Origin of the sequence: Mesorhizobium carmichaelinearum, assembly GCF_900199455.1 — a bacterium.
GTDB lineage: Bacteria > Pseudomonadota > Alphaproteobacteria > Rhizobiales > Rhizobiaceae > Mesorhizobium > Mesorhizobium carmichaelinearum.
Window position 1 is genome coordinate 1 of record NZ_FZQR01000047.1, and the last position, 21,154, is coordinate 21,154.

General features: G+C 62.8%; 21 protein-coding genes. 16 read left to right on the forward strand and 5 right to left on the reverse strand.

All coding sequences use genetic code 11. The annotated features are described in order from the left end of the window. The first annotated feature begins 394 nt into the window (after positions 1–394). The 7 genes from CKW40_RS38985 to rarD all read left to right on the forward strand — a co-directional run bounded on the left by CKW40_RS38985 (position 395) and on the right by rarD (position 5,940). The gene (locus CKW40_RS38985) at positions 395–781 is read left to right on the forward strand and encodes a VOC family protein (protein WP_095204954.1); all 387 of its coding nucleotides are present in this window, start codon (positions 395–397) and stop codon (positions 779–781) included. A gap of 6 nt (positions 782–787) precedes the next feature. Further along, positions 788–1,279, forward strand: a complete 492-nt coding sequence (locus CKW40_RS38990; protein WP_095204980.1) for a GFA family protein — start codon at positions 788–790, stop codon at positions 1,277–1,279. Then, positions 1,276–1,752 carry a GFA family protein gene (locus tag CKW40_RS38995; RefSeq protein ID WP_095204979.1) on the forward strand — a complete coding sequence of 159 codons (477 nt, stop codon included), beginning with the start codon at positions 1,276–1,278 and terminating at the stop codon, positions 1,750–1,752. Before CKW40_RS38990 ends, CKW40_RS38995 begins: the two co-directional genes overlap by 4 nt. Next, positions 1,749–2,714, forward strand: coding sequence for a prolyl aminopeptidase (pip, locus tag CKW40_RS39000; protein WP_095204955.1), 966 nt, complete (start codon positions 1,749–1,751; stop codon positions 2,712–2,714). Before CKW40_RS38995 ends, pip begins: the two co-directional genes overlap by 4 nt. Beyond that, positions 2,711–4,333: a citramalate synthase gene (gene cimA / locus CKW40_RS39005; RefSeq protein ID WP_179298277.1), complete on the forward strand. Its 1,623-nt coding sequence runs from the start codon at positions 2,711–2,713 to the stop codon at positions 4,331–4,333. The genes pip and cimA overlap by 4 nt, the downstream gene beginning before the upstream one ends. 4 nt (positions 4,334–4,337) lie before the next feature. Beyond that, the gene (locus tag CKW40_RS39010) at positions 4,338–4,868 is read left to right on the forward strand and encodes a hypothetical protein (protein ID WP_095204957.1); all 531 of its coding nucleotides are present in this window, start codon (positions 4,338–4,340) and stop codon (positions 4,866–4,868) included. Positions 4,869–5,004: 136 nt separating this feature from the next. Beyond that, positions 5,005–5,940 carry an EamA family transporter RarD gene (gene rarD, locus CKW40_RS39015; protein WP_095204958.1) on the forward strand — a complete coding sequence of 312 codons (936 nt, stop codon included), beginning with the start codon at positions 5,005–5,007 and terminating at the stop codon, positions 5,938–5,940. On the opposite strand, the gene CKW40_RS39020 is transcribed toward rarD, so the two are convergent. From CKW40_RS39020 to CKW40_RS39035, 4 genes are all read right to left on the reverse strand, one after another. Further along, on the reverse strand, positions 5,915–6,913 hold the full coding sequence (locus tag CKW40_RS39020) for a transporter (protein ID WP_179298278.1): 999 nt from the start codon (positions 6,911–6,913) through the stop codon (positions 5,915–5,917). The genes rarD and CKW40_RS39020 overlap by 26 nt on opposite strands. A 152-nt stretch (positions 6,914–7,065) precedes the next feature. Beyond that, positions 7,066–9,783, reverse strand: a complete 2,718-nt coding sequence (locus tag CKW40_RS39025; RefSeq protein WP_143748480.1) for a class I SAM-dependent methyltransferase — start codon at positions 9,781–9,783, stop codon at positions 7,066–7,068. A 76-nt stretch (positions 9,784–9,859) separates the two neighbouring features. Beyond that, positions 9,860–10,936, reverse strand: coding sequence for a glycosyltransferase (locus CKW40_RS39030; RefSeq protein ID WP_179298279.1), 1,077 nt, complete (start codon positions 10,934–10,936; stop codon positions 9,860–9,862). Positions 10,937–11,069: 133 nt separating this feature from the next. Next, complete coding sequence (locus tag CKW40_RS39035; protein WP_095204962.1) at positions 11,070–11,360, reverse strand: muconolactone Delta-isomerase family protein; 291 nt, start codon at positions 11,358–11,360, stop codon at positions 11,070–11,072. A 108-nt stretch (positions 11,361–11,468) separates the two neighbouring features. Here CKW40_RS39035 and CKW40_RS39040 point away from each other — a divergent pair, with 108 nt between their 5' ends. Further along, positions 11,469–12,353, forward strand: coding sequence for a LysR substrate-binding domain-containing protein (locus tag CKW40_RS39040; RefSeq protein ID WP_095204963.1), 885 nt, complete (start codon positions 11,469–11,471; stop codon positions 12,351–12,353). A 61-nt stretch (positions 12,354–12,414) separates the two neighbouring features. Here CKW40_RS39040 and CKW40_RS39045 read toward each other — a convergent pair whose 3' ends face one another. After that, positions 12,415–13,026 carry an LOG family protein gene (locus tag CKW40_RS39045; protein WP_095204964.1) on the reverse strand — a complete coding sequence of 204 codons (612 nt, stop codon included), beginning with the start codon at positions 13,024–13,026 and terminating at the stop codon, positions 12,415–12,417. A 114-nt stretch (positions 13,027–13,140) separates the two neighbouring features. Between CKW40_RS39045 and CKW40_RS39050 the strand changes: the two genes are divergently transcribed. From CKW40_RS39050 to CKW40_RS39090, 8 genes are all read left to right on the forward strand, one after another. Next, positions 13,141–14,700, forward strand: a complete 1,560-nt coding sequence (locus CKW40_RS39050; protein WP_095204965.1) for a LysM peptidoglycan-binding domain-containing protein — start codon at positions 13,141–13,143, stop codon at positions 14,698–14,700. Positions 14,701–14,963: 263 nt separating this feature from the next. Next, on the forward strand, positions 14,964–15,857 hold the full coding sequence (locus CKW40_RS39060) for a LysR family transcriptional regulator (protein WP_095204967.1): 894 nt from the start codon (positions 14,964–14,966) through the stop codon (positions 15,855–15,857). A gap of 136 nt (positions 15,858–15,993) precedes the next feature. Beyond that, positions 15,994–16,830, forward strand: a complete 837-nt coding sequence (locus tag CKW40_RS39065; protein WP_095204968.1) for an SDR family oxidoreductase — start codon at positions 15,994–15,996, stop codon at positions 16,828–16,830. 34 nt (positions 16,831–16,864) lie between these two features. Continuing rightward, the gene (locus CKW40_RS39070; RefSeq protein ID WP_095204969.1) at positions 16,865–17,242 is read left to right on the forward strand and encodes a DUF1330 domain-containing protein; all 378 of its coding nucleotides are present in this window, start codon (positions 16,865–16,867) and stop codon (positions 17,240–17,242) included. Positions 17,243–17,328: 86 nt separating this feature from the next. Then, the gene (locus CKW40_RS39075) at positions 17,329–18,393 is read left to right on the forward strand and encodes an alpha/beta hydrolase family protein (RefSeq protein ID WP_095204970.1); all 1,065 of its coding nucleotides are present in this window, start codon (positions 17,329–17,331) and stop codon (positions 18,391–18,393) included. Between the two features lie 68 nt (positions 18,394–18,461). Then, positions 18,462–18,809, forward strand: coding sequence for an ArsR/SmtB family transcription factor (locus CKW40_RS39080; protein WP_095204971.1), 348 nt, complete (start codon positions 18,462–18,464; stop codon positions 18,807–18,809). A gap of 25 nt (positions 18,810–18,834) precedes the next feature. Further along, positions 18,835–20,718, forward strand: a complete 1,884-nt coding sequence (locus tag CKW40_RS39085) for an ABCB family ABC transporter ATP-binding protein/permease (protein ID WP_095204972.1) — start codon at positions 18,835–18,837, stop codon at positions 20,716–20,718. Positions 20,719–20,805: 87 nt separating this feature from the next. Then, positions 20,806–21,153 carry an antibiotic biosynthesis monooxygenase family protein gene (locus CKW40_RS39090; RefSeq protein WP_095204973.1) on the forward strand — a complete coding sequence of 116 codons (348 nt, stop codon included), beginning with the start codon at positions 20,806–20,808 and terminating at the stop codon, positions 21,151–21,153. The last annotated feature ends 1 nt before the right edge of the window (position 21,154 follow it).

The following is a 21,154-nucleotide window of genomic DNA, read 5'->3' on the forward strand; positions in this document are numbered from 1 at the left end:
GTACAGTTGAAGGACGGCAAGGATCCGGCTACCGGCGAACGTGTGACGACGTGGGAGGTCAAGCGGTGAGGGTGGGTGTTCTCATGGCGGAGAGGTTGGCGGGCCAGCGCCCCCCTCTGTCCTGCCGGACATCTCCCCCACAAGGGGGGAGATCAGCTGCCGTCGGCGGTTTCGCCAATTTCCAACGTTGCAGGAATGCGCGGGGCGCTGAAACCGCCAATCTCCCCCCTCGTGGGGGAGATGTCCGGCAGGACAGAGGGGGGCGCCGTAGAGCGCTGACCTCGACTGTCAGGAGCCGCCTGCCGAGCTTCTGGAACCGCGATATGATCCGCGATATCGACAAAGGCGGCGCACCGCCTGTTCCTTATGCGCCACCAATGGAGGAGTTCGTCCCATGATCGACCATCTCGGCATCGACGTTGCCGATTTCGACGCTTCGAAGGCTTTCTACGACAAGGCGATGGCGCCGCTGGGCGCTTCTCTGCTCTACATGGTGCCGCTGGAATATACCGGTGGCGCCAAGGTCGGTGGCTACGGTCGCGATCGGCCGGTGTTCTGGCTGCAGGAAGGCAAGGATGGCCATAAGGCTCACCAACACGTCGCCTTCACCGCGCGCAGCCGTGCCGAGGTCGACGCCTTCCACGCCGCGGCCCTTGCTGCCGGCGGCAAGGACAATGGCGGGCCGGGCCTGCGCCCGCACTATCATCCGAACTATTATGGCGCCTTCGTCTTCGATCCCGACGGCAACAATGTCGAGGCCGTCTGCCATGATCCGGAGTGAGACATGATGAGCCTCGACAACCGGCCGGTCTACACGGGCGGCTGCCAGTGCGGCGCGGTGCGCTTCCGCGTCGAAGGCACACTTGGCGACGCCTCGATCTGCCACTGCCGGATGTGCCAGAAGGCGAGCGGCAATTTCTACTTGCCGCTGGTCTCGGTGCGCGGCGCCAAGGTTGACTGGACACGCGGCGAGCCCAAGCGTTTTCGTTCCTCCAATGCCGCCTGGCGCGGCTTCTGCGCCGAATGCGGCACGCCGCTGACCTTCGAGGCCCCGGACGGCATGGCGCTGGCGATCGCCGCCTTCGACGATCCGGCCGATATCGCACCGACCATCCAGTGGGGTACCGAAGCAAAACTGCCTTATGTCGACACCATTCCGCAACTGCCGGGCGAGGACACGATGGCGGACATGGGTTCTGCCCCCTATCTCGCCGAGCTTGTCTCCTACCAGCATCCCGATCACGACACCGACCAATGGCCGCCGGAGGAAAGACCATGACCGAGACTGTCCGAACCGGCGGTTGCCAGTGCGGCGCCGTTCGCTTCCGCATCAAGGGGGCGCTCGGGCGCCCGTCCATCTGCCATTGCCGCATGTGCCAGAAACAGTTCGGCTCGTTCTTCGGCGCGCTGGTGACGGTGCCCAAGGACGGCGTCGAATGGACCCATGAGGAACCGAGCTATTTCCAGTCGTCAGTCAACATCGATCGCGGCTTCTGCGCCCGCTGCGGCACACCGTTGACCTACCGCCAGCCCGGCGGGCTCGAGATCGCCATCGGCGCCTTCGACGACCGCTCGGATCTGGCGCCGCAAATCCAGGTCAACTACGCGTCCCGGCTGCCCTGGGTGGAAAAAATCTTCGAGGCGCCGGTCCATGACGATCCCGACTATTACGCGAGGCAGGAGCAGATCATCTCCTTCCAGCACCCCGATCACGAAACGGCCAACTGGCCGCAACAAGGCCTGAAACTATGACTGTTCACAGCACTTCCTTGCGTACCCTCTATCCCGAGATCGAGCCTTTCGATTCCGGCATGCTCGATGTCGGCGACGGCCACACGGTCTATTGGGAGCGTTCCGGCACCAAGGGCGCCAAGCCGGCCGTGTTCCTGCACGGCGGGCCGGGCGGCACCATCTCGCCAAAGCATCGACGGCTCTTTGACCCAAAACTCTACGACGTCATCCTGTTCGATCAGCGCGGCTGCGGAAAATCGACGCCGAACGCCTCGCTCGAGGCCAACACCACCTGGCATCTCGTCGCCGACATCGAGCGCCTGCGCGAAATGGCCGGCTTCGACACATGGCTGGTGTTCGGCGGCTCCTGGGGCTCGACGCTGGCGCTCGCCTATGCCGAGACGCATCCCGATCGGGTCAGCGAGCTGGTGGTGCGCGGCATCTACACGCTGACCCGCGCGGAGCTTGAATGGTACTATCAGTTCGGCGTCTCCGAAATGTTTCCCGACAAGTGGGAGCGTTTCCTGGCGCCGATCCCCGAGGCAGAGCGCGGCGACATGATGGCGGCCTACCGCAAGCGGCTGGTCGGCTCGGACCGCAAGGCGCAGCTGGAAGCAGCGCGCGCCTGGAGCCTGTGGGAAGGCGAAACCATCACACTGCTGCCGGAGCCGGAAACCAGCGGCAGGTTTGGCGAGGACGACTATGCCGTCGCCTTCGCCCGCATCGAGAACCACTATTTCGTCCATGCCGGCTGGCTGGAAGAGGGACAGCTGCTGCGCGACGCGCATAAGCTCCGGGACATTCCCGGCACCATCGTCCATGGCCGCTACGACATGCCGTGTCCGGCGCGCTATGCATGGGCGCTGCACAAGGCCTGGCCGAAGGCCGATTTCCATCTGATCGAGGGCGCTGGCCATGCCTATTCGGAGCCCGGCATCCTCGACCGGCTGATCCGCGCGACGGACAAATTTGCAGGCAAATGACCATGACCCGCGAGCGCCTCTATCTCTTCGACACCACATTGCGCGATGGCCAGCAGACGCCGGGCATCGACTTTTCCGTCGAGGACAAGATCGCGATTGCAAAACTGCTCGACGAATTCGGCATGGACTATGTCGAGGGGGGCTACCCCGGCGCCAATCCGACCGACACGGCGTTCTTTCAGCAGAAACGCACGGCACGCGCCAGATTCGTCGCCTTCGGCATGACCAAGCGGGCAGGGGTCTCGGCCTCCAATGATCCCGGCCTTGCAGCCCTCGTGCAGTCGAAATCGGACGCCATCTGCTTCGTCGCCAAGAGCTGGGACTACCATGTCCGCGTCGCGCTCGGCTGCACCAACGACGAGAATCTGGAGTCGATCAAGGCCTCCGTCGAGGCAGCCGTCGCCGCCGGCAAGGACGCGATGGTCGACTGCGAGCATTTCTTCGATGGCTTCAAGGCCAATCCGATCTATGCGCTGGCCTGCGCGAAGACGGCATACGAGGCCGGCGCGCGCTGGGTGGTGTTGTGCGACACCAATGGCGGCACGCAGCCGTCGGAAGTCCGCGCCATCGTCGGCAAGGTCATCGCCTCGGGCATACCGGGCGATCATCTGGGCATCCACGCTCATGACGACACCGGCCAGGCGGTTGCGAATTCGCTGGCCGCGGTCGAGGCTGGTGTGCGCCAGATCCAGGGCACGCTGAACGGCATTGGCGAGCGCTGCGGCAACGCCAATCTGATCTCCATCATCCCGACCCTGGCGCTGAAGCCAGCTTTCGCGGATCGCTTCGAGATGGGCATTTCGGCTGAGGCGCTGACCGGCATTTCGCGCCTGTCGCGTGCCTTCGACGAGTTGCTGAATCGCGCCCCGGAAGCGCAGGCGCCCTATGTCGGCGCCTCGGCTTTCGCCACCAAGGCCGGCATCCATGCCTCCGCCCTGGCCAAGGAACCGGCGACCTATGAGCATGTGCCGCCGGAATCCGTCGGCAACCGCCGCCGCGTCATGGTCTCCGACCAGGGCGGCAAGGCCAATTTCCTCGCCGAATTGAAGCGGCGCGGCATCGAGGTGCCCAGGGACGATCACCGGCTCGATGCGCTGATCGCGGTCGTCAAGGAGCGCGAGGCCGAGGGTTACGCGTATGAGGGTGCCGATGCGTCCTTCGAGCTGCTCGCCCGCAAGATGCTGCACGGCCTGCCGGAATTCTTCAACGTCACCTCGTTCCGCTGCATGGTCGAGCGCCGCTTCGACGCAAACGGCAATCTGAAGACCGTCTCCGAGGCCATCGTGAAGGTCGAGGTCGATGGCGAGGAGAAGATGTCGGTGGCCGAAGGCCATGGTCCCGTCAACGCGCTCGACATCGCGCTGCGCAAGGATCTCGGCAAGTACCAGAGCGAGATCGTCGACCTCGAACTCGCCGACTTCAAGGTGCGTATCCTCAATGGCGGCACCGAGGCCATCACCCGCGTCCTGATCGAATCGCATGACGGCACCGGCGCGCGCTGGTGGACCGTCGGCGTATCGGAAAACATCATCGACGCTTCCTTCCAGGCATTGATGGATTCGATCATCTACAAGCTGATGAAGAACCGCGAGATGGCTGGCCTGGTTGCGGCGGAGTAGGCGCGTGGGCTTCTCGATAAGCTGGTTTGGCTTCCGCGGTTACGGGATCAAGGAAGCCGCGGCCTTGTTCGGTAGGGAAGTCGGTGGTTCGTCGGAAGATTTCGATGCCACGGTGAACGCTTATCGCAGCGAAAAGAATTGGGCGATTATCATCCTGGGTTACTGCAGCTTTCCCAATCCTCCTGACAGCTATCTGTCGGCGTTCTCGCAGGGCAGGGAAATGGTCGTCGTGCACATAGAGGAACATACTATGTTCGCTCGCGCCGAATTCTGGAGCAGCGGAAAGAACATCTGGAAAGTATGGCATGCCGGCGACAAAAACGTCAGGGACCTTCATGCCACAGGCGACCTTCCGGTATCCTTTGAAGGTGTGAGGCAGGAGGCCTTTTCAAAACAGGATGCCGAACGCCAGGGAGTCGACTTCGTTTTCGACATTCCTCTCGATCTTGCAAAGGAGTTGACGGGCTTCAGGCATGATGAGGGGGCGCCCGACAGGCTTTTCTTCGAACTTGTCGAGAAGCCCGCCCAGAAATGAGCTGACAAGTTTGCTGCCATAGCTCTCGATGACGCAGTTCTTCGAAGGCAGCCGCTTGAACCATCAGCGAAAGTCCATTGATCCATCAGAACTTTGCGATGGTCTTGCCAAGGTTACTGGGCCATAGCGTTGGGCCATGGTCACTGAAGCAATTACGCTCGACGCAGATTCAAAGGCCCGCCGCGGCTTCCTGCTGGCGCTGGGCGCCTATCTCTTGTGGGGATTGCTGCCTTTCTACATGAAGGCCGTGGCGCATCTGCCGCTGGCCGAGGTCATCGCCCACCGCATCGTCTGGTCCGTGCCGATCGCCGCGGCGGTTCTGGTCTGGGCCGGCTGCACGGCGGACTTCAAGGCGGCAATTCGCTCGCCCCGCACCATCGGCATGGCGGCGCTGACGGCGGCATTGATCTCGGTCAACTGGGGCATCTATGTCTGGGCGATCGCCGTAGACCGCACCGTCGAGACCGCGCTCGGCTATTACATCAACCCGCTGGTGGTGGTCGTGGTCGGAGCCGTGTTGCTGGGCGAAAAGCTGGACCGGTTGCAGATCGCGGCTGTCGCGCTTGCGGCGGTAGCCGTCACGCTGCTGACGATCGAGGGTGGCAAGCTGCCCTGGGTGTCGCTGGCGCTGGCGTTTTCCTTCGCCGCTTACGGCTTCTTCCGCAAGACGCTGCCGATCGGCCCGAGCCAGGGCTTTCTGCTCGAAGTGCTTTTGCTGTCCGTGCCGGCTCTTGGCTATATCATCTATCTGATTGCGACCGGACAGGACCACATCGTGTCCAGCAATGGCACCGATACGGCATTGCTGATCGGCTGCGGTCCGATTACATCTGTGCCGCTGCTGTTGTTTGCGTTCGGCGCCAAGCTTTTGCGCCTCTCCACCATCGGCATCATGCAATACATCGCACCGACCATGGTGTTCCTGATCGCGGTTCTGATCTTCGACGAGCCGTTCGGCACGGCACAAGCCATTGCCTTTGCCCTGATCTGGACGGCGCTGGCGATGTATTCCTGGTCGATGCTGGTTACGGCCCGCCGGGCCGCCGCTACAACCCGCGGCCGAGCCGCCTGACGAACAGGTAGGTGGCCAAAGCGATAACCACCGACACAGCCGTCACCACCCAGAAGCCCGCTGGCGTATCAACCAGTGGCAGCCCGCCGACATTCATGCCGAACAGACCCGAGATGATGGTCATCGGCAGCAGCACTGCCGTCATGACGGAGAGAACATAGAGGAGCTGGTTCGACTGCATGGTCAGCTTGGCCATCAGCTCGTCCTGCAACAACCTTGTGCGCGCCTGCAACTGCTCGCCGTCATTGAAGAGGGTGAGCGCCCGGTGCGAGAGCCGGGCCGCCATGTCGTTGATCAGGTCGGGCAACTCGTCGCGATGCGAATGGTCGAGATGGCGAAACAGGTTGGTGAGCGTCGCCATCTGCCGATGGATCACAACCAGCTGCCGGCGCGCCTCGACCAGCGATTGGCGCTCATTATGCCACGCATCGCGCACGACGCGATCCTCGATGCCGTCGAGCGCGTCGCCGAGTTTGCCGAGCTCGCCCGACATGCCGTCGAGCGACTGACCCATGACCGCCTCGATCAGGTCCGCTGGCGAGCGGAATTTCCGCGATCCATTCTCCACCGCCTTGCGAACCGCGTCGACCGACTCCAAAGGCTGCTTGCGGGCGCCGATCAGCATCGTGTCGTTGAAGGCGAAGCGGAAATGGACGAGTCCGCGCGCCTCTGAAAAATCGTGCCTGAGGTCCGGCAGGTCGCCAAAGAGCCAGCCATCCTCGTAGTCGATGTGGCAGCCATGGCTGGGCGCGAGGAAAGCATCGCGCGCCGGGGCCGGTAGAGCCTTCTCGGCGGCGATTTCCTGGCGGGCGTGCAGATCGGTGATCTGGTAGCTGCGCCATGTCCAGTGCGCGGCACCGGCGTCCTTGGTCCGCACGCCTTCAGCAGTGAAATGATAGATGAAGAACAGCCCGTGCTCATCGGGCAGGTAAGGCGACAGGTCGGTGCCTTCCGGGGCGAGGGCGGTATCCATGGGCAGTGCCAGATGCAGGTTTCAAATGCGGCGCCGCATTAGCGGTCGCCTGGCCGCAATTTCTAGCACGCGCGAACCCGGTTCCGTGTGACGGTTTCTTGACAGCCGATCACAGTGTCGAGCGGCGGCATTGCCGGATGCAACAATTGCCGTCATCTTCGACGCTTGGACGGACTTCGCATCCACCGCAACGGGGCTGTCAATCGTCGCCAACTGGGCGACGCGAGCAGTGTGGCGCGCTCGGTAAGGAGATTGTCTCGACCATGCTCCAATGCGTTCCGTTCGAGGCCGAGCTCACGATAGGCGCGGTTGATTGCGTCGCGCTCGCCGCGCAAATGGTCGGACTCGGCCGCCGCCGCGGCGCCCAAGACATCGCAGGCGTCATCGAATTTCGCCCGCATCAGGTCCAGCTCATCGCGCAATTTCTGGCTGTCGCCTTCGTCTGCCATGGCACATAGAATGTCGTAAGCAGTGCGGATCAGCGGTGTCACATCCGGATGGTTCTGCAGGTCCTCGGCTGTTGCCCGTTCATGATGCAGGTCCGCTGTCAGGAAACGCCCTATCTCGGTCTCCGCCCGGTCGGAGGGTGTCGGCCACGCGATGCCGGTCTTCTCCGCCGCGCGGCCGACATGATGCCGCCAGTCGATCAGGAATTGTTCGTGGCGTATGAAACAACGTGGCATGTGCCGCGAATGATATTCCGCCTCGAGCACGTGCCTGAGCCAGAGCAAAAGCGATTTCGCCCGCGGCAATCCATCTCGCCGCTCCAGCGAATAGGCGACCTCGAGAGGGTTGCGGAGCGGAAGCAACGCCACCGGGTCGATTTCCATCTCGGCAAGGATCGACGACATGAACGGAACGAACCGGCAGATCCGGGGATCCTTGACGAAAAACAGCGGTTCGTCGCCGTATTCGCTTGCCAGGATCGCCTTGATCTTGTGGTGGTGACGCTCCGCCGCCGGTGATTGCAGCCATTGCGGATCGAGCGGCCGCCAGTCATGCCACGAGGAGGCCGCCGCCGCGAGCAACTCATCGTTGGCGAAATTGAGCGGGGTGCTTTCCCAGTATCCCCGGGGATTGTTGCCGTCGGCGGGCAACGGTTTTTTGGGATGGGCCGATCCCAATGCGGCGATGGTGCCGGCCAGCATCGAGGTCCCGCTGCGGTGCATTCCAAGCACCAGGATCGCTTTTCTCCGGGAATGGCGCGGGCGGTCCGGCATCGGCGCGGCCGGTGGCGACTCTTGCCGCAACGGCAGTCGGGCGTCGAGCCATTCGGCTATTCCCGCGGGCAGCGCCAGCGTTCCGTCTAGGATTGGATTCGCGGCAGCCGAACCCTCGTTGAACAGTCCATGATAGTGAATATGAACCAGCCGGGCCGGGTCCGGGGCCGTGGCCGGGTTGAAGTTGTGGAGCGGAAAATTATGCGTGGCCGGCAAAAGCCTGACGGAATGGTTGCCGGCGGTGGCCGCCAGTGAGAAAGCAGCCTGGCTCGTGCCCCAGAAGGCCGTGGCCTCCCCCTGCAGGATGCCGGTCCCGGTGCCGTAGGTTGGCTCGGCGCCGGCCCATGGTTTCATATTGGCGGCCACCAGCTTCCTGAAAATATCTTCGGTGCGCTGAAACAGGCCGCTCGCCCTTCTTGCGGCGATGAGCCCGCCATTGTAGCTGGCGCGCACAGCCAGGCCGTCGACGCTCGTACGCACGATCGGCAGGTGCTCGTAGTCGACCCCGGCAAGGACGCATAGCTGCCGCCAGTAAGCGTCGAATGGGTCGCCAGGGCCGGTCGTGCACATCCCCTTGCTGTCCACCGGTCGGGCAGCGGCGGAGCATGTGCCCAACGAAAAGTCGGGCTCGGCGATGAATATCGCGTCGCTGTCAAGCATGATGATGACCGGCGGCCCGGTCCGTCTTTCGACATGAGCAAGCGAATGGACCCGGTATGAGGGGCCATATTGCGGGCAGCGGCTGTCGATCTCGATCGGCAGATAGTCCACTCCCAGTTGCCCGAACCGGTCTATCGTCGACGCGGACGGGCGACGGCTGCTTCTCGGCGAGACCGCCGTTATCGGGGACCGGGAATAAGAGCCGGCGAAACACCTTATGCTTTCGCACAACAGCAGGGCCTGTGCTTCGAGAATGCCCACCTCGGCAATCAGCACAAACTCGACGTCGTTTTCAGATTCGTCGGCTTTGGGTTTGTCGACGGGTTCTTCCCGAGGAGCAGGAGGCGGCCGAGAAGAAATTGCCGGGCGCTCGTTCCTGGCGACGCCGATCTTCTGGATGATGACTTGTTCGCCTCGGTACAGCTCGCGGTATTGGCCTGATTGCACCGACAGGAAACTGTCGATCCCGAGTTTTGGACGCTCGACCTCATCGGCAAAGAACGTCCATTCGTAGTCGTCGAAAATGACGATCCCGCCATCCCGCACCATCGGCCAGGAGAACACGGCATCGGCCTGGACATCGGCACTGTGATGGCTGCCGTCGACGTAGACGAGGTCGAAGCGCCGCTCGTCGGTGATCAGGCGGGCCAATGCCTGGGACGAGGGGCTTTTGATCTTCTCGACCCGTTTGCCGAACGTGGCGAGATTGCTGTCGAAGCGTTGCTCGACATGCGCAAGCTGGTCGCTCCATTTCTGGCGCAGGGTGTGTTCGGGACTGCCACCGAATGTATCGATGCATGTCAGCCGGCATTTGCCGAAATAGTTGAGAAAGAAGATCGCCGACCGTCCCTCCCAGGAGCCGATCTCCAGGACCTCGAGAGCCTCGTCGCGGCGCGACTGGAACAGTGTGGCCCAGACGGGAAAGAAGCGCGAAGTCCAGTCGGTCGAAAGGCTTTTGCCTGCAAACCAGGCAGAATAATCAAGGTCCATAATTCTCACTCTTTACGGCAGACGGCACCCTTCGGTTTCCAGAAATCTGTCCCTCGTCAATTGGTGCAGTATCAGTTCAACTGCCTCTCTTGGGCAAACACGCCTTGAGCCCGATCGCCAGTCGCTTCGTCACCGCACCGGCTACGGCGCGCCAGTCGAGCGGCCAGCACAGATAGCAGACGCGCAGCATCCCGGTGAGACCCGGCGGCGGGCTGGCCAGCATGCGCGCGACGATGGCATGGGCCAGCTGCCTTGCCGCAACCGTATCCTCGGCGCGCCTGAAGGGCCGCGACGCCGCGAGGAAGGCCTTGAGTACGCCAAGCAACTTGCCGTAGGCGGCGGCGCGTCGATCGACGGCGATCACGTGCCCGCGGATGAACTGCGTGAGGTCCTGGGCGAAAGCGTCGTCATAAAGGTCATAGGTCAGGCCGAGGCGCGCCCATGATGCCTGGCGGATCGGATGCGTGCGATTGCGGGCATTCGTTGCGTTTGTCGCGGTCAGCCCAAATGCGTTCAGTCGATAGCGCGTCAGCGGTTCGGCAAGATTTCGCGCCCGGCACAAAGGCAGCATGTCGAACCACAGATAGTGGTCCTGCGAGACCAGTTCATCGATTCGGTAGCGACCGGCGGCCTCGAAGCAGCCGCGGCGGTAGGCGACCGTCGAATGGTAGAAGGGATTGTGGAACAGGATCGTCCAGCGGATCTCCAGATCCGTCTCGGGCATATGCTGCGCACCAACGACGCGGTCGGCCTCGTCGATCAGCGTCACAGCGTGTCCGACGAGTCCAAGTTCGCTGTCCGCGTCCAGTGCCGCGACCAGTCGCCCGACATGCGCTGGCTCGGCGATATCGTCCGCGTCGAGGCGCAGGATGATCTCGCCTCGGGCTGCCTCGATGCCGCGGTTGGCAGCGGCGGCGGTGCCGAGATTGGTCGCATTGATGACCAGCCGGACGCGCGGATCGCGACGCGCCAGTTCCTGGAAGACCGCGTCCTGGCCTGTTCCGTCATCGACGATGATGAGTTCGAGATCGTTGAACTCCTGGGTCAGGACGCTGTTGACCGCGGCATCGAGAAAGCGCTGGTCCGTATAGACGGTCATGACGACGGAAGCGCGTGGAACGCGATCCGCGTTGCCGCCTGTTCTGTCCACCACCGTTCGATCCCCCTTGCGCATCTCCCCGATAGCCAACCAGGAGATTCTCCGCAAATGGAAATCCGTGAGGCTCTAAATTGCCGCCCGAGCCGCGGCGGCGGTGAGCGCCGCCGACCGCGCTGTCTGATGTGGTTCAGCGCTTTGGCCCAAACCCGGGGTAGGGGTTGAGCGGCACGATCGCGGCGATCTCCATCATGCCGGCCTTGATCAGCGGCAGAGTGGCGAGATGGCCGCGCACTTCGGCGTCGTCGGCGGCCTCGAACATCATGCCGCTGCCGGGAATGTCGCCACGGTTCCAGACCTGGCGCACCGCGCCCTCGGCGTAGAGCGTGCGCCGCTGCTCGGCCTCACCTGGCAGAAGCGGTGCAAAGTCGGCGTCGCCAAATTTTGCGGTGTTGCGGGTGAGAAGGGCGAAGAACTGCATGTCGGTCTCCTTGGTTGGGATGGCCGACTATCCCTGCGACTGGTCAGACTGTCTAAGACTGATTAGGCTAAAGTTGAGATCTGCAAGGACTAAATCTTCGGAGAAAAAATGTTCGACCTGCGACAGCTCCGCTACTTCGTCACCGTTGCCGAAACCGGCAATGTCGGCCGTGCGGCCGAACTGCTGCATATTTCGCAATCGCCGCTCAGCCGGCAGATCATGCAGCTCGAGCAGCAGCTGGGCGTCGCTCTGTTCGAACGGGCAAAGCAGCGGGTTCATCTCAACGCCGAGGGCCGCGCCTTCCTCACCGAAGCCCGCGCGCTGCTTGCCAATGCGCGGCGCGTGGAGGAGTTTGGCCGCAATCTGGCCAGCGGCGCGGTCGGCCGTCTCGCCATCGGCTATGTCGAGGGCGCGGTGCATGCCAGGTTGGTCGCCGACATGCTCAGGCGATTCCGCCGCGAGCGGCCGCAATTGCATCTCAGCCTGATGAGCCTGCGCTCTGCCGCGCAGTTGGAGGGGCTGCGCCAGCGCACGCTCGATCTCGGCCTGGTCTATTCGCCACCGCCGGCCGACTATCCCGAAATTGCTTCGATTCTGGTCCGCCGCGAGCCGCTGGTGCTGGCGATCCCCGAAGATGACCTGCTTGTCCAGTTGTCGGACATCCGCCCGCATCATCTCGACGGCCGCACCTGGATCACCGTGGTGCGCCAGCCCGCCGACACCAACCGCGGCCAGTTCCTGGCCGCTTGCATCGAGGCTGGCTTCGTGCCCGACATCGCCTATGAGACGGCTGATCCCTTGACCTCGCTCGGCCTGGTCAGCGCCGGACTGGGCCTGGCGACGGTGCAGGAGAGCCTGCGAAGCGCCGCGCCGCCGGGAATCGTCTTCCGCGACCTTCCCTGGTTCAAGCGCAGCGTGGCGATCCATCTCGCCTGGCGGCGGCAGGATCGGCGTGCTGTGATAACGGATTTGCGGAAGGCAGTAGGGCAGTAGGGCAGTAGGGCAGTAGGGCAGTAGGGCAGTAGGGCAGTAGGGCAGTAGGCAAGCCCTATCCCTACATTTTGTCTATCACCGACTGCACGCCCTCGGTCGGCGCGTCGACGGAGGAGCCTGCCACCATGATGGCGGCGACGATGGCTTCCGGATCGTTGATCACCAATGGCTGAACGCGTTTTGCAGTATGGATGAAGCCCTCTGCCGCCATGTGGTCAAGCAACGACAGCATCGGGTCCCAGAATCCGTTGATATTGCCAAAGACGATCGGTTTGCGGTGATGGCCGAGTTGGCCCCAGGTCATGATCTCGACGATCTCCTCGACTGTGCCGATGCCGCCGGGCAACGCCACAAAGGCGTCGGATTTCTCGAACATTCTGTGTTTGCGCTCGTGCATGTTGTCGGTGATGAGGAGTTCATCAAGCCGGTCGAGCGCGGTTTCTGTTGCTTCCTTGTTGATCAGGAAGCGGGGAATGATGCCTGTCACCTTGCCGCCGGCCTTGAGCGCGCCTTCGGCGACTGCGCCCATAATGCCTTTGGTGCCGCCGCCATAAACCAGCCGCAGGCCCGCTCTGGCAATTGAGCGCCCAAGCAGGTGTCCGGCCTTCGCATAGATTTCATCGCGGCCCGGCGACGAGCCGCAATAGACGCAGACGGATCGAATCGTGTTCATACGGATGATTGGTGATTGGGTCTGAAAGCGTGGTCAAGCCCGGGGTGGGCTTTTTCTTGTCGGCTTTGGCAAAACACGCTAGACCGGCATTAGGTGGCTAAGGGGTAGGGAAGTATGGCAATTAATCCAATGAAGGCGTTCCTGTTCGCGGCGGGTGGGACCGTCGCGGCCGCGGGAACCGCCTATGTATCGGGCGCACTCGACCCGTATCTTCATCCAACGCCGCCGGCGAAAGTTGCGGCCTTGACGCCACCAGAGGCGCCGAAACCGGCTGATCCAGGCACGGAAGGGCGGCTGCCAGCGCCTGCGGTGCCGGCTGCTCCAGCCGCGGCGCCCCAGACGGCGGCACCGGCAGCACCTGCGACGGAGGCTCCGGCAGCGCCCGCAACCGATGCGGCGGCTCCGGCCGCACCCGCAGCGGCCGGTCCAGTCGCGCCGACTTTCGATGTCGTGCGCGTCGAGAGCAATGGCTCGATCGTCATTGCCGGAAATGCAACGCCCAATTCAAAGGTCGAGATCCTCAGCGGCACGACCGTGCTTGGTTCGACCGTGGCGGGTCCCGATGGCGCCTTTGTCATCGTGCTCGACGATCCGCTGAAGCCGGGTGACTACACAATTGCCCTGCGTTCGGCGGTCGGCACGGTGGTGACCGTCTCGGTGCAGACCGCCGTCGTTTCGGTTCCCAAGAATGCCGCCGGCCAGGTGCTGGCCATGGTCGAGGAGCCGGGCAAGCCGGCCGAACTGCTGACGGTTCCCGCGCCCGAGACCAAACCGGCAGCACCTGCCACCGGCGACCAGGCTGCCGCTCCGGCTGCCCCGGCACCAGCTCCGGCCGCCGAAGCCCCCGCGGCTCCGGCGCCAGCCACACCGGCGCCGGCCCCGGCCGCTCCGGCAACACCGCCTGCGGCAGCCGTGGCCGAACCCAAGATCGTCGTCGAGGCGGTCGAGATCGACGGCAACAAGATCTTTGTCGCCGGCCTCGCCGATCCGGGCCGCAAGGTGCGCGCCTATGCCAACGACATCCTGCTCGGTGACGCGCAGACATCGCCGGACGGCCATTTCCTGGTCGAAGCGAAGCGCGACATTCCGGTCGGCAGCTACACCATCCATGTCGACGGCCTCGATGCCGACGGCGTGAAGGTTGTGGCCCGCGCCGCCGTGCCGTTCGAGCGTGAGCCGGGTGAAGCGGTCGCCGCCGTGGCACCGGCCGGGACCAAGCCAGCGGATGCCAAACCTGCGGAGACCAAGCCGGCCGCACCTGCAGCCGCCGAAGCGCCTGCCGCTCCGGCTCCTGCAGCGCCTGCCGTTGTCGCGGCTACTCCGGCCGAGACGGCGCCGGCGCCCGCGGCACCTGCCGCCGAGGCTCCGGCCGTTGCCGCCGCGGCCACGCCGCCAAGCGACGTGCCGGAGGTCGTGTCACCCAAGCTCGAACATGCCGACGGCGCCGTCATCATCCGCCGCAACGACACACTGTGGCGGATCTCGCGGCGCGTTTACGGCCATGGCGTGCGCTATTCCACCATCTACCTCGCCAACCAGGACCAGATCAGGGATCCCAATCGCATCTGGCCCGGCCAGGTGTTCAAGGTCCCGGAAAAGTCCAAGGAAGGCGAAGCCGCCGACCTCAAGGCAATGGGCGAGCAGGCGACGACGGCGCCGGCCAAGACCAATTAAGACCGTCCATGCAATGGCGTCTCGCCTTCACTGCAAGGCGGGCCGCCCCCTTGCCCAGGGGCAGTCTGATCCACTCTGCTGAGTATCTGCGCGATCCAAATGAGGAAGGGGCAGGGAGCCTCCGGTTCGCTGTTGACCCCAGCATCTGGACGCTCAATTGCCCCAACGGCCTGATCGATCTCAAATCCCTGGAGCAGATAGCGGAGGACGAGCGCGCCGATAATCCGCTATAATGTGCCCGTAATTATAAACGGGGCTTATAAATGAGAAAAGGCGACTTTAGCGAACTGGCCATGTTCATCGCGGTCGCCGAAGAGGGAAGCTTTACACGGGCAGCCGCCAAGCTCGGCCTCTCCCAGTCGGCACTCAGCTATGCCGTCCGCATGCTTGAGGAGCGGCTCAAAGTCAGACTGATCTCGCGAACGACGCGCAGCCTGTCGCTCACCGACGCGGGAGAAAAGCTGCTCCACAGCCTGCGTCCGGCGTTCGACCATATCGACAGTGAAATCGCTCAGCTCACCGCGCTTCGCGACAAACCTGCGGGCACGATCCGCATCACGACCTTTCGCCACGCCGCAAGAACCGTGCTCTGGCCTGCCCTGGTGAAGCTTCTGCCGCAATATCCGGACATCGCTGTCGAGATCAATGTCGATGAAGGCCTGACCGACATCGTCGCCGGGAGGTTCGACGCCGGCATCCGCGTTGGGGAGCAGGTCCAGAAGGACATGGTTGCGGTTCGGGTGAGCGCGGATATCCGGATGGCGGTGGTTGGCTCTCCGTCCTACTTTGCCAACCGGGAGGTCCCACAAACGCCGCGTGATTTGAGCAGCCACAATTGCGTAAGCTACCGGCAGAGCGCCGGGGGCGGGCTCTATGCCTGGGAGTTCGAGCGCGATGGTGTTGAGCTCGAGGTCCGGGTCAATGGGCCGCTCGTCATCAACGACAACGAGATGCTGGTAAACGCTGCGCTGGGCGGATTGGGGCTGGTCTACACCTTCGAAACGCAGGTTGCCCAGCATATTGCCGACGGACGTCTGATCCGTGTGCTGGAGGATTGGTGCCCGCCATTCTCCGGCTATCACCTCTATTATCCAAGCAGGCGACAACATACGCCAGCCTTCGCCCTTCTGCTCGAAGCGCTTCGCTACAAAGGCTAGTGCGACTGGAAATACGCGATTCTGACACGCGGCTTCCCATTTATCTATCCCATTTCTAACTACATGCGGATTATACCGGCTAATCGGATAGTGCTGCGTGGCCTACCTTCCTGTTCATCGAAAACAGGAGTTAGAAATGAACAAGGTTTGGTTCATCACAGGTGCCGGCAGCGGCATCGGCGCCGCAACGGCCAGGGCCGCCCTGAAGGCAGGCGATCGGGTCATCGCGACCGGCCGCAATCTCGACAAGGTCCGCAACGCGCTAAGCGACCTGGCAGGCGACAAGCTCGCCTTCGTCCAACTGGACGTCGCCAACGAAGCCCAGGCGAAGGCCGCGGTCGACGAGGCGATGCAGGCATTCGGCCGCATCGACGTTCTGGTCAACAACGCCGGCTACAGCCTGCTCGGCAATTTCGAGGAGTTGAGCAGCGCCCAGATCGAGGGGCTGATCTCGACCAATCTATACGGCGTGATCCCTGTCATGCGCGCCGTCCTTCCGGTCATGCGCAAGCAGCGGTCGGGCCGCATCATCAACATCAGTTCGCTTGCCGGGGTCATGGGCTTCAAACACTGCGGCGCCTACAGCGCCGCCAAGTTTGCCGTCGAAGGCCTTTCGCTTTCGGTGGCCCAGGAGGTCGAACAGTTCGGCATCAGGATTGTGGTGGTCGCACCGGGCTTCTTCCGGACGGACCTGCTCGATGTGCGGAACGCCAGGTACAGCGCCGACACCATCGAGGACTACGCCGCTGAAGGCAGCGCCGAAGACATGTGGTCCGGCTATGACGGCAAGCAGCAGGGGGATCCGGCCAGGCTCGGCGACGTCTTCGTGAAGCTCGCCGGGATGGCAAACCCGCCACGGCAGTTTCTGGCTGGCAGCGATGCGCTTGCGGCGTTCAAGCCGGTGCTCGAAGGGCGCCTCGAGGAACTACGTGCCTACGCGGACCTGTCCACGTCGACAGATGGTTCTTTCTGATCACCGAAACTCTCAAACCCAGGGAAATAGCACAATGAAGAAACTCGTTATCGGCGCGGCCGCGGCCGTCACCATCGTTTCTGCAGCAGCCGGCTATGCGCAGGATACGCAGCCGCCCGGCTACATGATCGCCAACTACACGATCAACGATCAGGCCGGGTTCAACAACTACATGGAGGAGGCGGGTCCGCTGGCTCCCAAATTCGGCGGCAAGATCATCGTCTTCAACCTGAATGCGACCGCTGTGGAAGGCGAGCCGAAAAAGGTCATGGCCATCGCCGAGTTCCCGAGCCTCGCCGACGCCCAGCGCTTCTACAACTCGCCGGAATATACGGCCGCGCGGAAGTTCCGCGTCGCCTCGACCGAAGGCTCGGTCATCATCACCGAAGGCTTTGTCGCCCCGAAGCAATGACACCTGACCAAGGATGGTGCGACGGTCATCGCACCCCTTGAGTTACAGCGGAAATCGACGTTTCGACAACAATCAAGGAGACCCCCATGGGCAACCAGCGCGCCACCACCGTTGAGCAGGAAGGCGCACCCTCGAACAGCCGCCGACAGCTTCTGAAAGCCGGCGCGGCGCTCGCCGCTCTCCCCATCATCGCCGCCTCATCCGCAGTTGCAAAGGCTGCGGACAACCAAACAACAACGGGTGCAACTATGACCGACGCAAAATCTCAAGACTTCATCAATGGCATGGCCGATTTGATGGCGCATTCGACCCGCACCCCGATCCTGCGGTGGCCGAACGAGTACGGCCTGGACTACGAGGAGATTTTCTTCCCGGCGATTGACGGCGTGACGATCGAGGGTTGGTTCATTCCTGCCTCCTCCGACAAATTGCTCATCTTCAATCACCCCATGCCCTGCAATCGCTACGGCTATCCGGGCCATCTGGAGCCCTGGACGAATTTCGGCGGCTTCGAGGTGAACTTCCTGCCGGAATACAAGCTCCTGCATGATGCCGGCTACAACATCATCACCTACGACATGCGCAACCACGGCCGCAGTGGAGCGGGCAGCGGCGGCATCAATGGCCATGGTGTGCTGGAATACCGTGACGTGATCGGATCATTGCACTACGCGAAATCCCGGCCCGATACCAAGGACATGAAGACGGCCCTTTACAGCCGCTGCCTGGGCGCAAATGCGACGATTGTGGGCATGAAGAAGCACCCGGAAGAATTCGCCCACATCAAGGCGATGATCGCCTTGCAGCCGGTATCGCCGGCGGTGTTCGTCCAGACGGCGATGGAGAACCAGAAAATCGCAAATGGTGTCGAACTGTTTGACGTGGCCTTTCACAAGCAGACCGGCTTCCACCTCGCTGACGTCTGGCCGATGGAGTATGCCAAGGCGGTGACGGTTCCGACACTCGTCGCCCAGGTCCGCAATGATTTCCTGACCAAGCCATCCAATGTGCAGGAAATCTACGACACCATTTCCTCCAAGGACAAGAAACTGTTCTGGATCGAAGGCACGGACCAGCGGTTCGAAGGCTACAACTACTTCGGCAAGAACCCGCAGCTGGTACTGGATTGGTTCGACACCCGCGTTTCATGACATCGCAGCCAATCTGCCCATAAGGGCAGCTTGCCGCAGGACCGGTCATCGTTTATCGCCGATGGACGATGACCGAATCCTTGCTTGAACCGAATGGAAGCCGCGACGCATCAGGCAGTTGCGCCCCCGACAGCCACACGGTCGCCGCGCGGCTGGCGGCACTTTCGCATCCGGCGCGCATCGAAATCCTCAAACATCTGTCGAGCAGCAATTCCTGTTGCTGCCGCGAGGTCGTCGACCGTTTCGATCTGGCGCAGTCAACCGTCTCGCAGCATCTGAAGATCCTGGTCAAGGCCGGCCTGGTCCGCTTCGAGCCCGACCGCCAGCGTTCGCGTTACGCGGTCGATCGCGCAGCACTTGCCGATGTATCGGCATCGCTGAACGCGCTTGTCAATTCCTGCTGCTCCGGCCGCTGACCCTCTCACCCAAAAGGCAAGAAAAGTGGTCGAAAAAACCGTCTCCGCCGACACCTCAACGCTCACGACATTGCGCAATTTGTGGCTCTATATGTGGCCGGCCGACCGCGCCGATCTCAGGGCGCGCGTCACCTGGGCGACACTGCTGCTGGTCGTCGCCAAGCTGACATTGGTCGCCGGTCCCTATTTCTTCAAATGGGCAACCGATGCGCTGGCCGGGGGCTCCAAAACGCCGCCGCCGCTGCCGTCCTTCATGCTTGCTCCGGTCATGTTGGTCGTCGCCTACAATGTGATGAGGCTTGTCCAGCTTGGCTTCAACCAGTTGCGCGACGCGCTGTTTGCCCGTGTCGGTCAGCATGCGGTGCGCCAGCTCGCCTTCCGCACCTTCGTCCACATGCACCAGCTGTCGCTGCGCTTCCATCTGGAGCGCCGCACCGGCGGCCTGTCGCGCATCATCGAGCGCGGCACCAAGGGCATCGAGACGATCGTGCGTTTCATCATGCTCAACACCGCGCCGACCATCCTCGAATTCGCGCTGACGGCCGGCATCTTCGGTTTCACCTATGGCTGGAAATATGTGGCTGTGGTGGCGGTCACCGTCTGGCTCTATGTCTGGTTCACGGTCAAGGCCAGCGACTGGCGCATATCGATCCGCCGCGACATGAACGACAGCGACACCGACGCAAACACCAAGGCGATCGACTCCCTGCTCAATTTCGAGACGGTCAAGTATTTCACCAACGAGGCCATGGAAGCCGACCGCTTTGACCGTTCGATGGCGCGCTATGAGATCGCCGCCACCAAGACCTGGACCTCGCTCGGCTGGCTGAACTTCGGCCAGGGCGTCATCTTCGGCCTCGGGACGGTCGTCGTCATGTGCATGTCGGCGCTGGAGGTGCAGGCCCACACGCAGACCGTCGGCGATTTCGTCTTCATCAACGCCATGTTGGTGCAGCTTTCCGTGCCGCTCAATTTCATCGGCTTCATCTACCGCGAAATCCGGCAAGGCCTGACCGATATCGAGCACATGTTCGACCTGCTCGACGTGCCCCAGGAGATCGTCGACAAACCTGATGCGAAATCCCTGGTCGTGGGCGCGGGCAAGGTCGAATTCCGCGACGTGCATTTTTCCTATGATCCGAATCGCAAGATCCTGAAGGGTGTCTCCTTCGAAGTGCCGGCCGGCAAGACGGTCGCCATTGTCGGGCCGTCGGGCGCTGGCAAGTCGACCATTTCGCGGCTGCTGTTCCGCTTCTACGACGTGCAGGCCGGCCAGGTGCTGATCGACGGCCAGGACATCCGGGATGTCACCCAGGACAGTTTGCGCGCGGCGCTTGGCATGGTGCCGCAGGACACGGTGCTGTTCAACGATACCATCGCCTACAACATCCGCTACGGCCGCGTCGGCGCGAGCGAAGAGGAGGTGCGCAAGGCAGCCGAACTCGCCCAGATCGGACCGTTCATCGAGAAGCTGCCCGATGGCTACAAGTCTATGGTTGGCGAGCGCGGGCTGAAGCTTTCGGGTGGCGAAAAACAGCGCGTCGCGATTGCCCGCACCATCCTGAAGGCACCGCCGATCCTTATGCTCGACGAGGCCACATCGGCGCTGGACAGCCACACCGAGCAGGAGATCCAGGCCGCGCTCGATCTCGTCAGCAAGGGCCGCACCACCATCGTCATTGCCCACCGCCTGTCGACGGTGATTTCCGCCGACGAGATCATCGTGCTGAAGGACGGCCAGATCGCCGAGCGCGGCACCCATGTCGAGTTGATGCGCGAGCACGGGCTCTATGCCTCGATGTGGGACCGCCAGCGCGAGGCGACCGAAGCCGAAGAGCGGCTGCGCCTTGCCCGCGAGGGCGACGAACTCGGCGTCATCGTTCGCCGGCGGACGTCGGAGGCAAATTGACTTTTGCGCTTGACCTCAACTTAAGTTGAGATTGTACGCCGTTCCTGGAGCCCGAAAACCCCATCATCCAGGAACGGAACAATCGAAATGAACGACATAAATCAGACTGTTAACGGCGGCAGCGTGTTCAGGGTGGATAAATTCGTCGTCCCCGCCGCCGCTCGCGAGGAGATCCTCACCAAGGTCAGGACGACGCATGAATTGCTGCGCCAACAGCAGGGTTTCATGCAGGATTTCCTGCTCGAGCAATTTTCAGGCCCGGGCGAATTCAACCTGGTGACGATCGTCGAATGGGAAAGCCAGGCGGCCGTCGACAAGGTCGTGCCGATCGTCAAGGCCGCGCAGGAACGCGTCGCGTTCAACCCGCAGGAGACGATCGCCCGGCTTGGCGTGCGGGCCGACATCGCCAACTATCAGCGGATTCCGGGGGTGTAGG

Bases quoted from the DNA above. Each gene is read 5' to 3' on its own strand.
- CKW40_RS39060 (WP_095204967.1), top strand. From the start codon at position 14,964: ATGAGAAAAGGCGACTTTAGCGAACTGGCCATGTTCATCGCGGTCGCC.
- cimA (WP_179298277.1), top strand. From the start codon at position 2,711: ATGACCATGACCCGCGAGCGCCTCTATCTCTTCGACACCACATTGCGC.
- CKW40_RS38985 (WP_095204954.1), top strand. From the start codon at position 395: ATGATCGACCATCTCGGCATCGACGTTGCCGATTTCGACGCTTCGAAG.
- rarD (WP_095204958.1), top strand. From the start codon at position 5,005: ATGGTCACTGAAGCAATTACGCTCGACGCAGATTCAAAGGCCCGCCGC.
- CKW40_RS39035 (WP_095204962.1), bottom strand. From the start codon at position 11,360: ATGCAGTTCTTCGCCCTTCTCACCCGCAACACCGCAAAATTTGGCGAC.
- CKW40_RS39020 (WP_179298278.1), bottom strand. From the start codon at position 6,913: ATGGATACCGCCCTCGCCCCGGAAGGCACCGACCTGTCGCCTTACCTG.
- CKW40_RS38995 (WP_095204979.1), top strand. From the start codon at position 1,276: ATGACCGAGACTGTCCGAACCGGCGGTTGCCAGTGCGGCGCCGTTCGC.
- CKW40_RS39080 (WP_095204971.1), top strand. From the start codon at position 18,462: ATGACCGAATCCTTGCTTGAACCGAATGGAAGCCGCGACGCATCAGGC.
- CKW40_RS39075 (WP_095204970.1), top strand. From the start codon at position 17,329: ATGGGCAACCAGCGCGCCACCACCGTTGAGCAGGAAGGCGCACCCTCG.
- CKW40_RS39070 (WP_095204969.1), top strand. From the start codon at position 16,865: ATGAAGAAACTCGTTATCGGCGCGGCCGCGGCCGTCACCATCGTTTCT.
- CKW40_RS39025 (WP_143748480.1), bottom strand. From the start codon at position 9,783: ATGGACCTTGATTATTCTGCCTGGTTTGCAGGCAAAAGCCTTTCGACC.
- CKW40_RS39040 (WP_095204963.1), top strand. From the start codon at position 11,469: ATGTTCGACCTGCGACAGCTCCGCTACTTCGTCACCGTTGCCGAAACC.
- CKW40_RS39050 (WP_095204965.1), top strand. From the start codon at position 13,141: ATGGCAATTAATCCAATGAAGGCGTTCCTGTTCGCGGCGGGTGGGACC.
- CKW40_RS39090 (WP_095204973.1), top strand. From the start codon at position 20,806: ATGAACGACATAAATCAGACTGTTAACGGCGGCAGCGTGTTCAGGGTG.
- CKW40_RS38990 (WP_095204980.1), top strand. From the start codon at position 788: ATGAGCCTCGACAACCGGCCGGTCTACACGGGCGGCTGCCAGTGCGGC.
- CKW40_RS39045 (WP_095204964.1), bottom strand. From the start codon at position 13,026: ATGAACACGATTCGATCCGTCTGCGTCTATTGCGGCTCGTCGCCGGGC.
- CKW40_RS39065 (WP_095204968.1), top strand. From the start codon at position 15,994: ATGAACAAGGTTTGGTTCATCACAGGTGCCGGCAGCGGCATCGGCGCC.
- pip (WP_095204955.1), top strand. From the start codon at position 1,749: ATGACTGTTCACAGCACTTCCTTGCGTACCCTCTATCCCGAGATCGAG.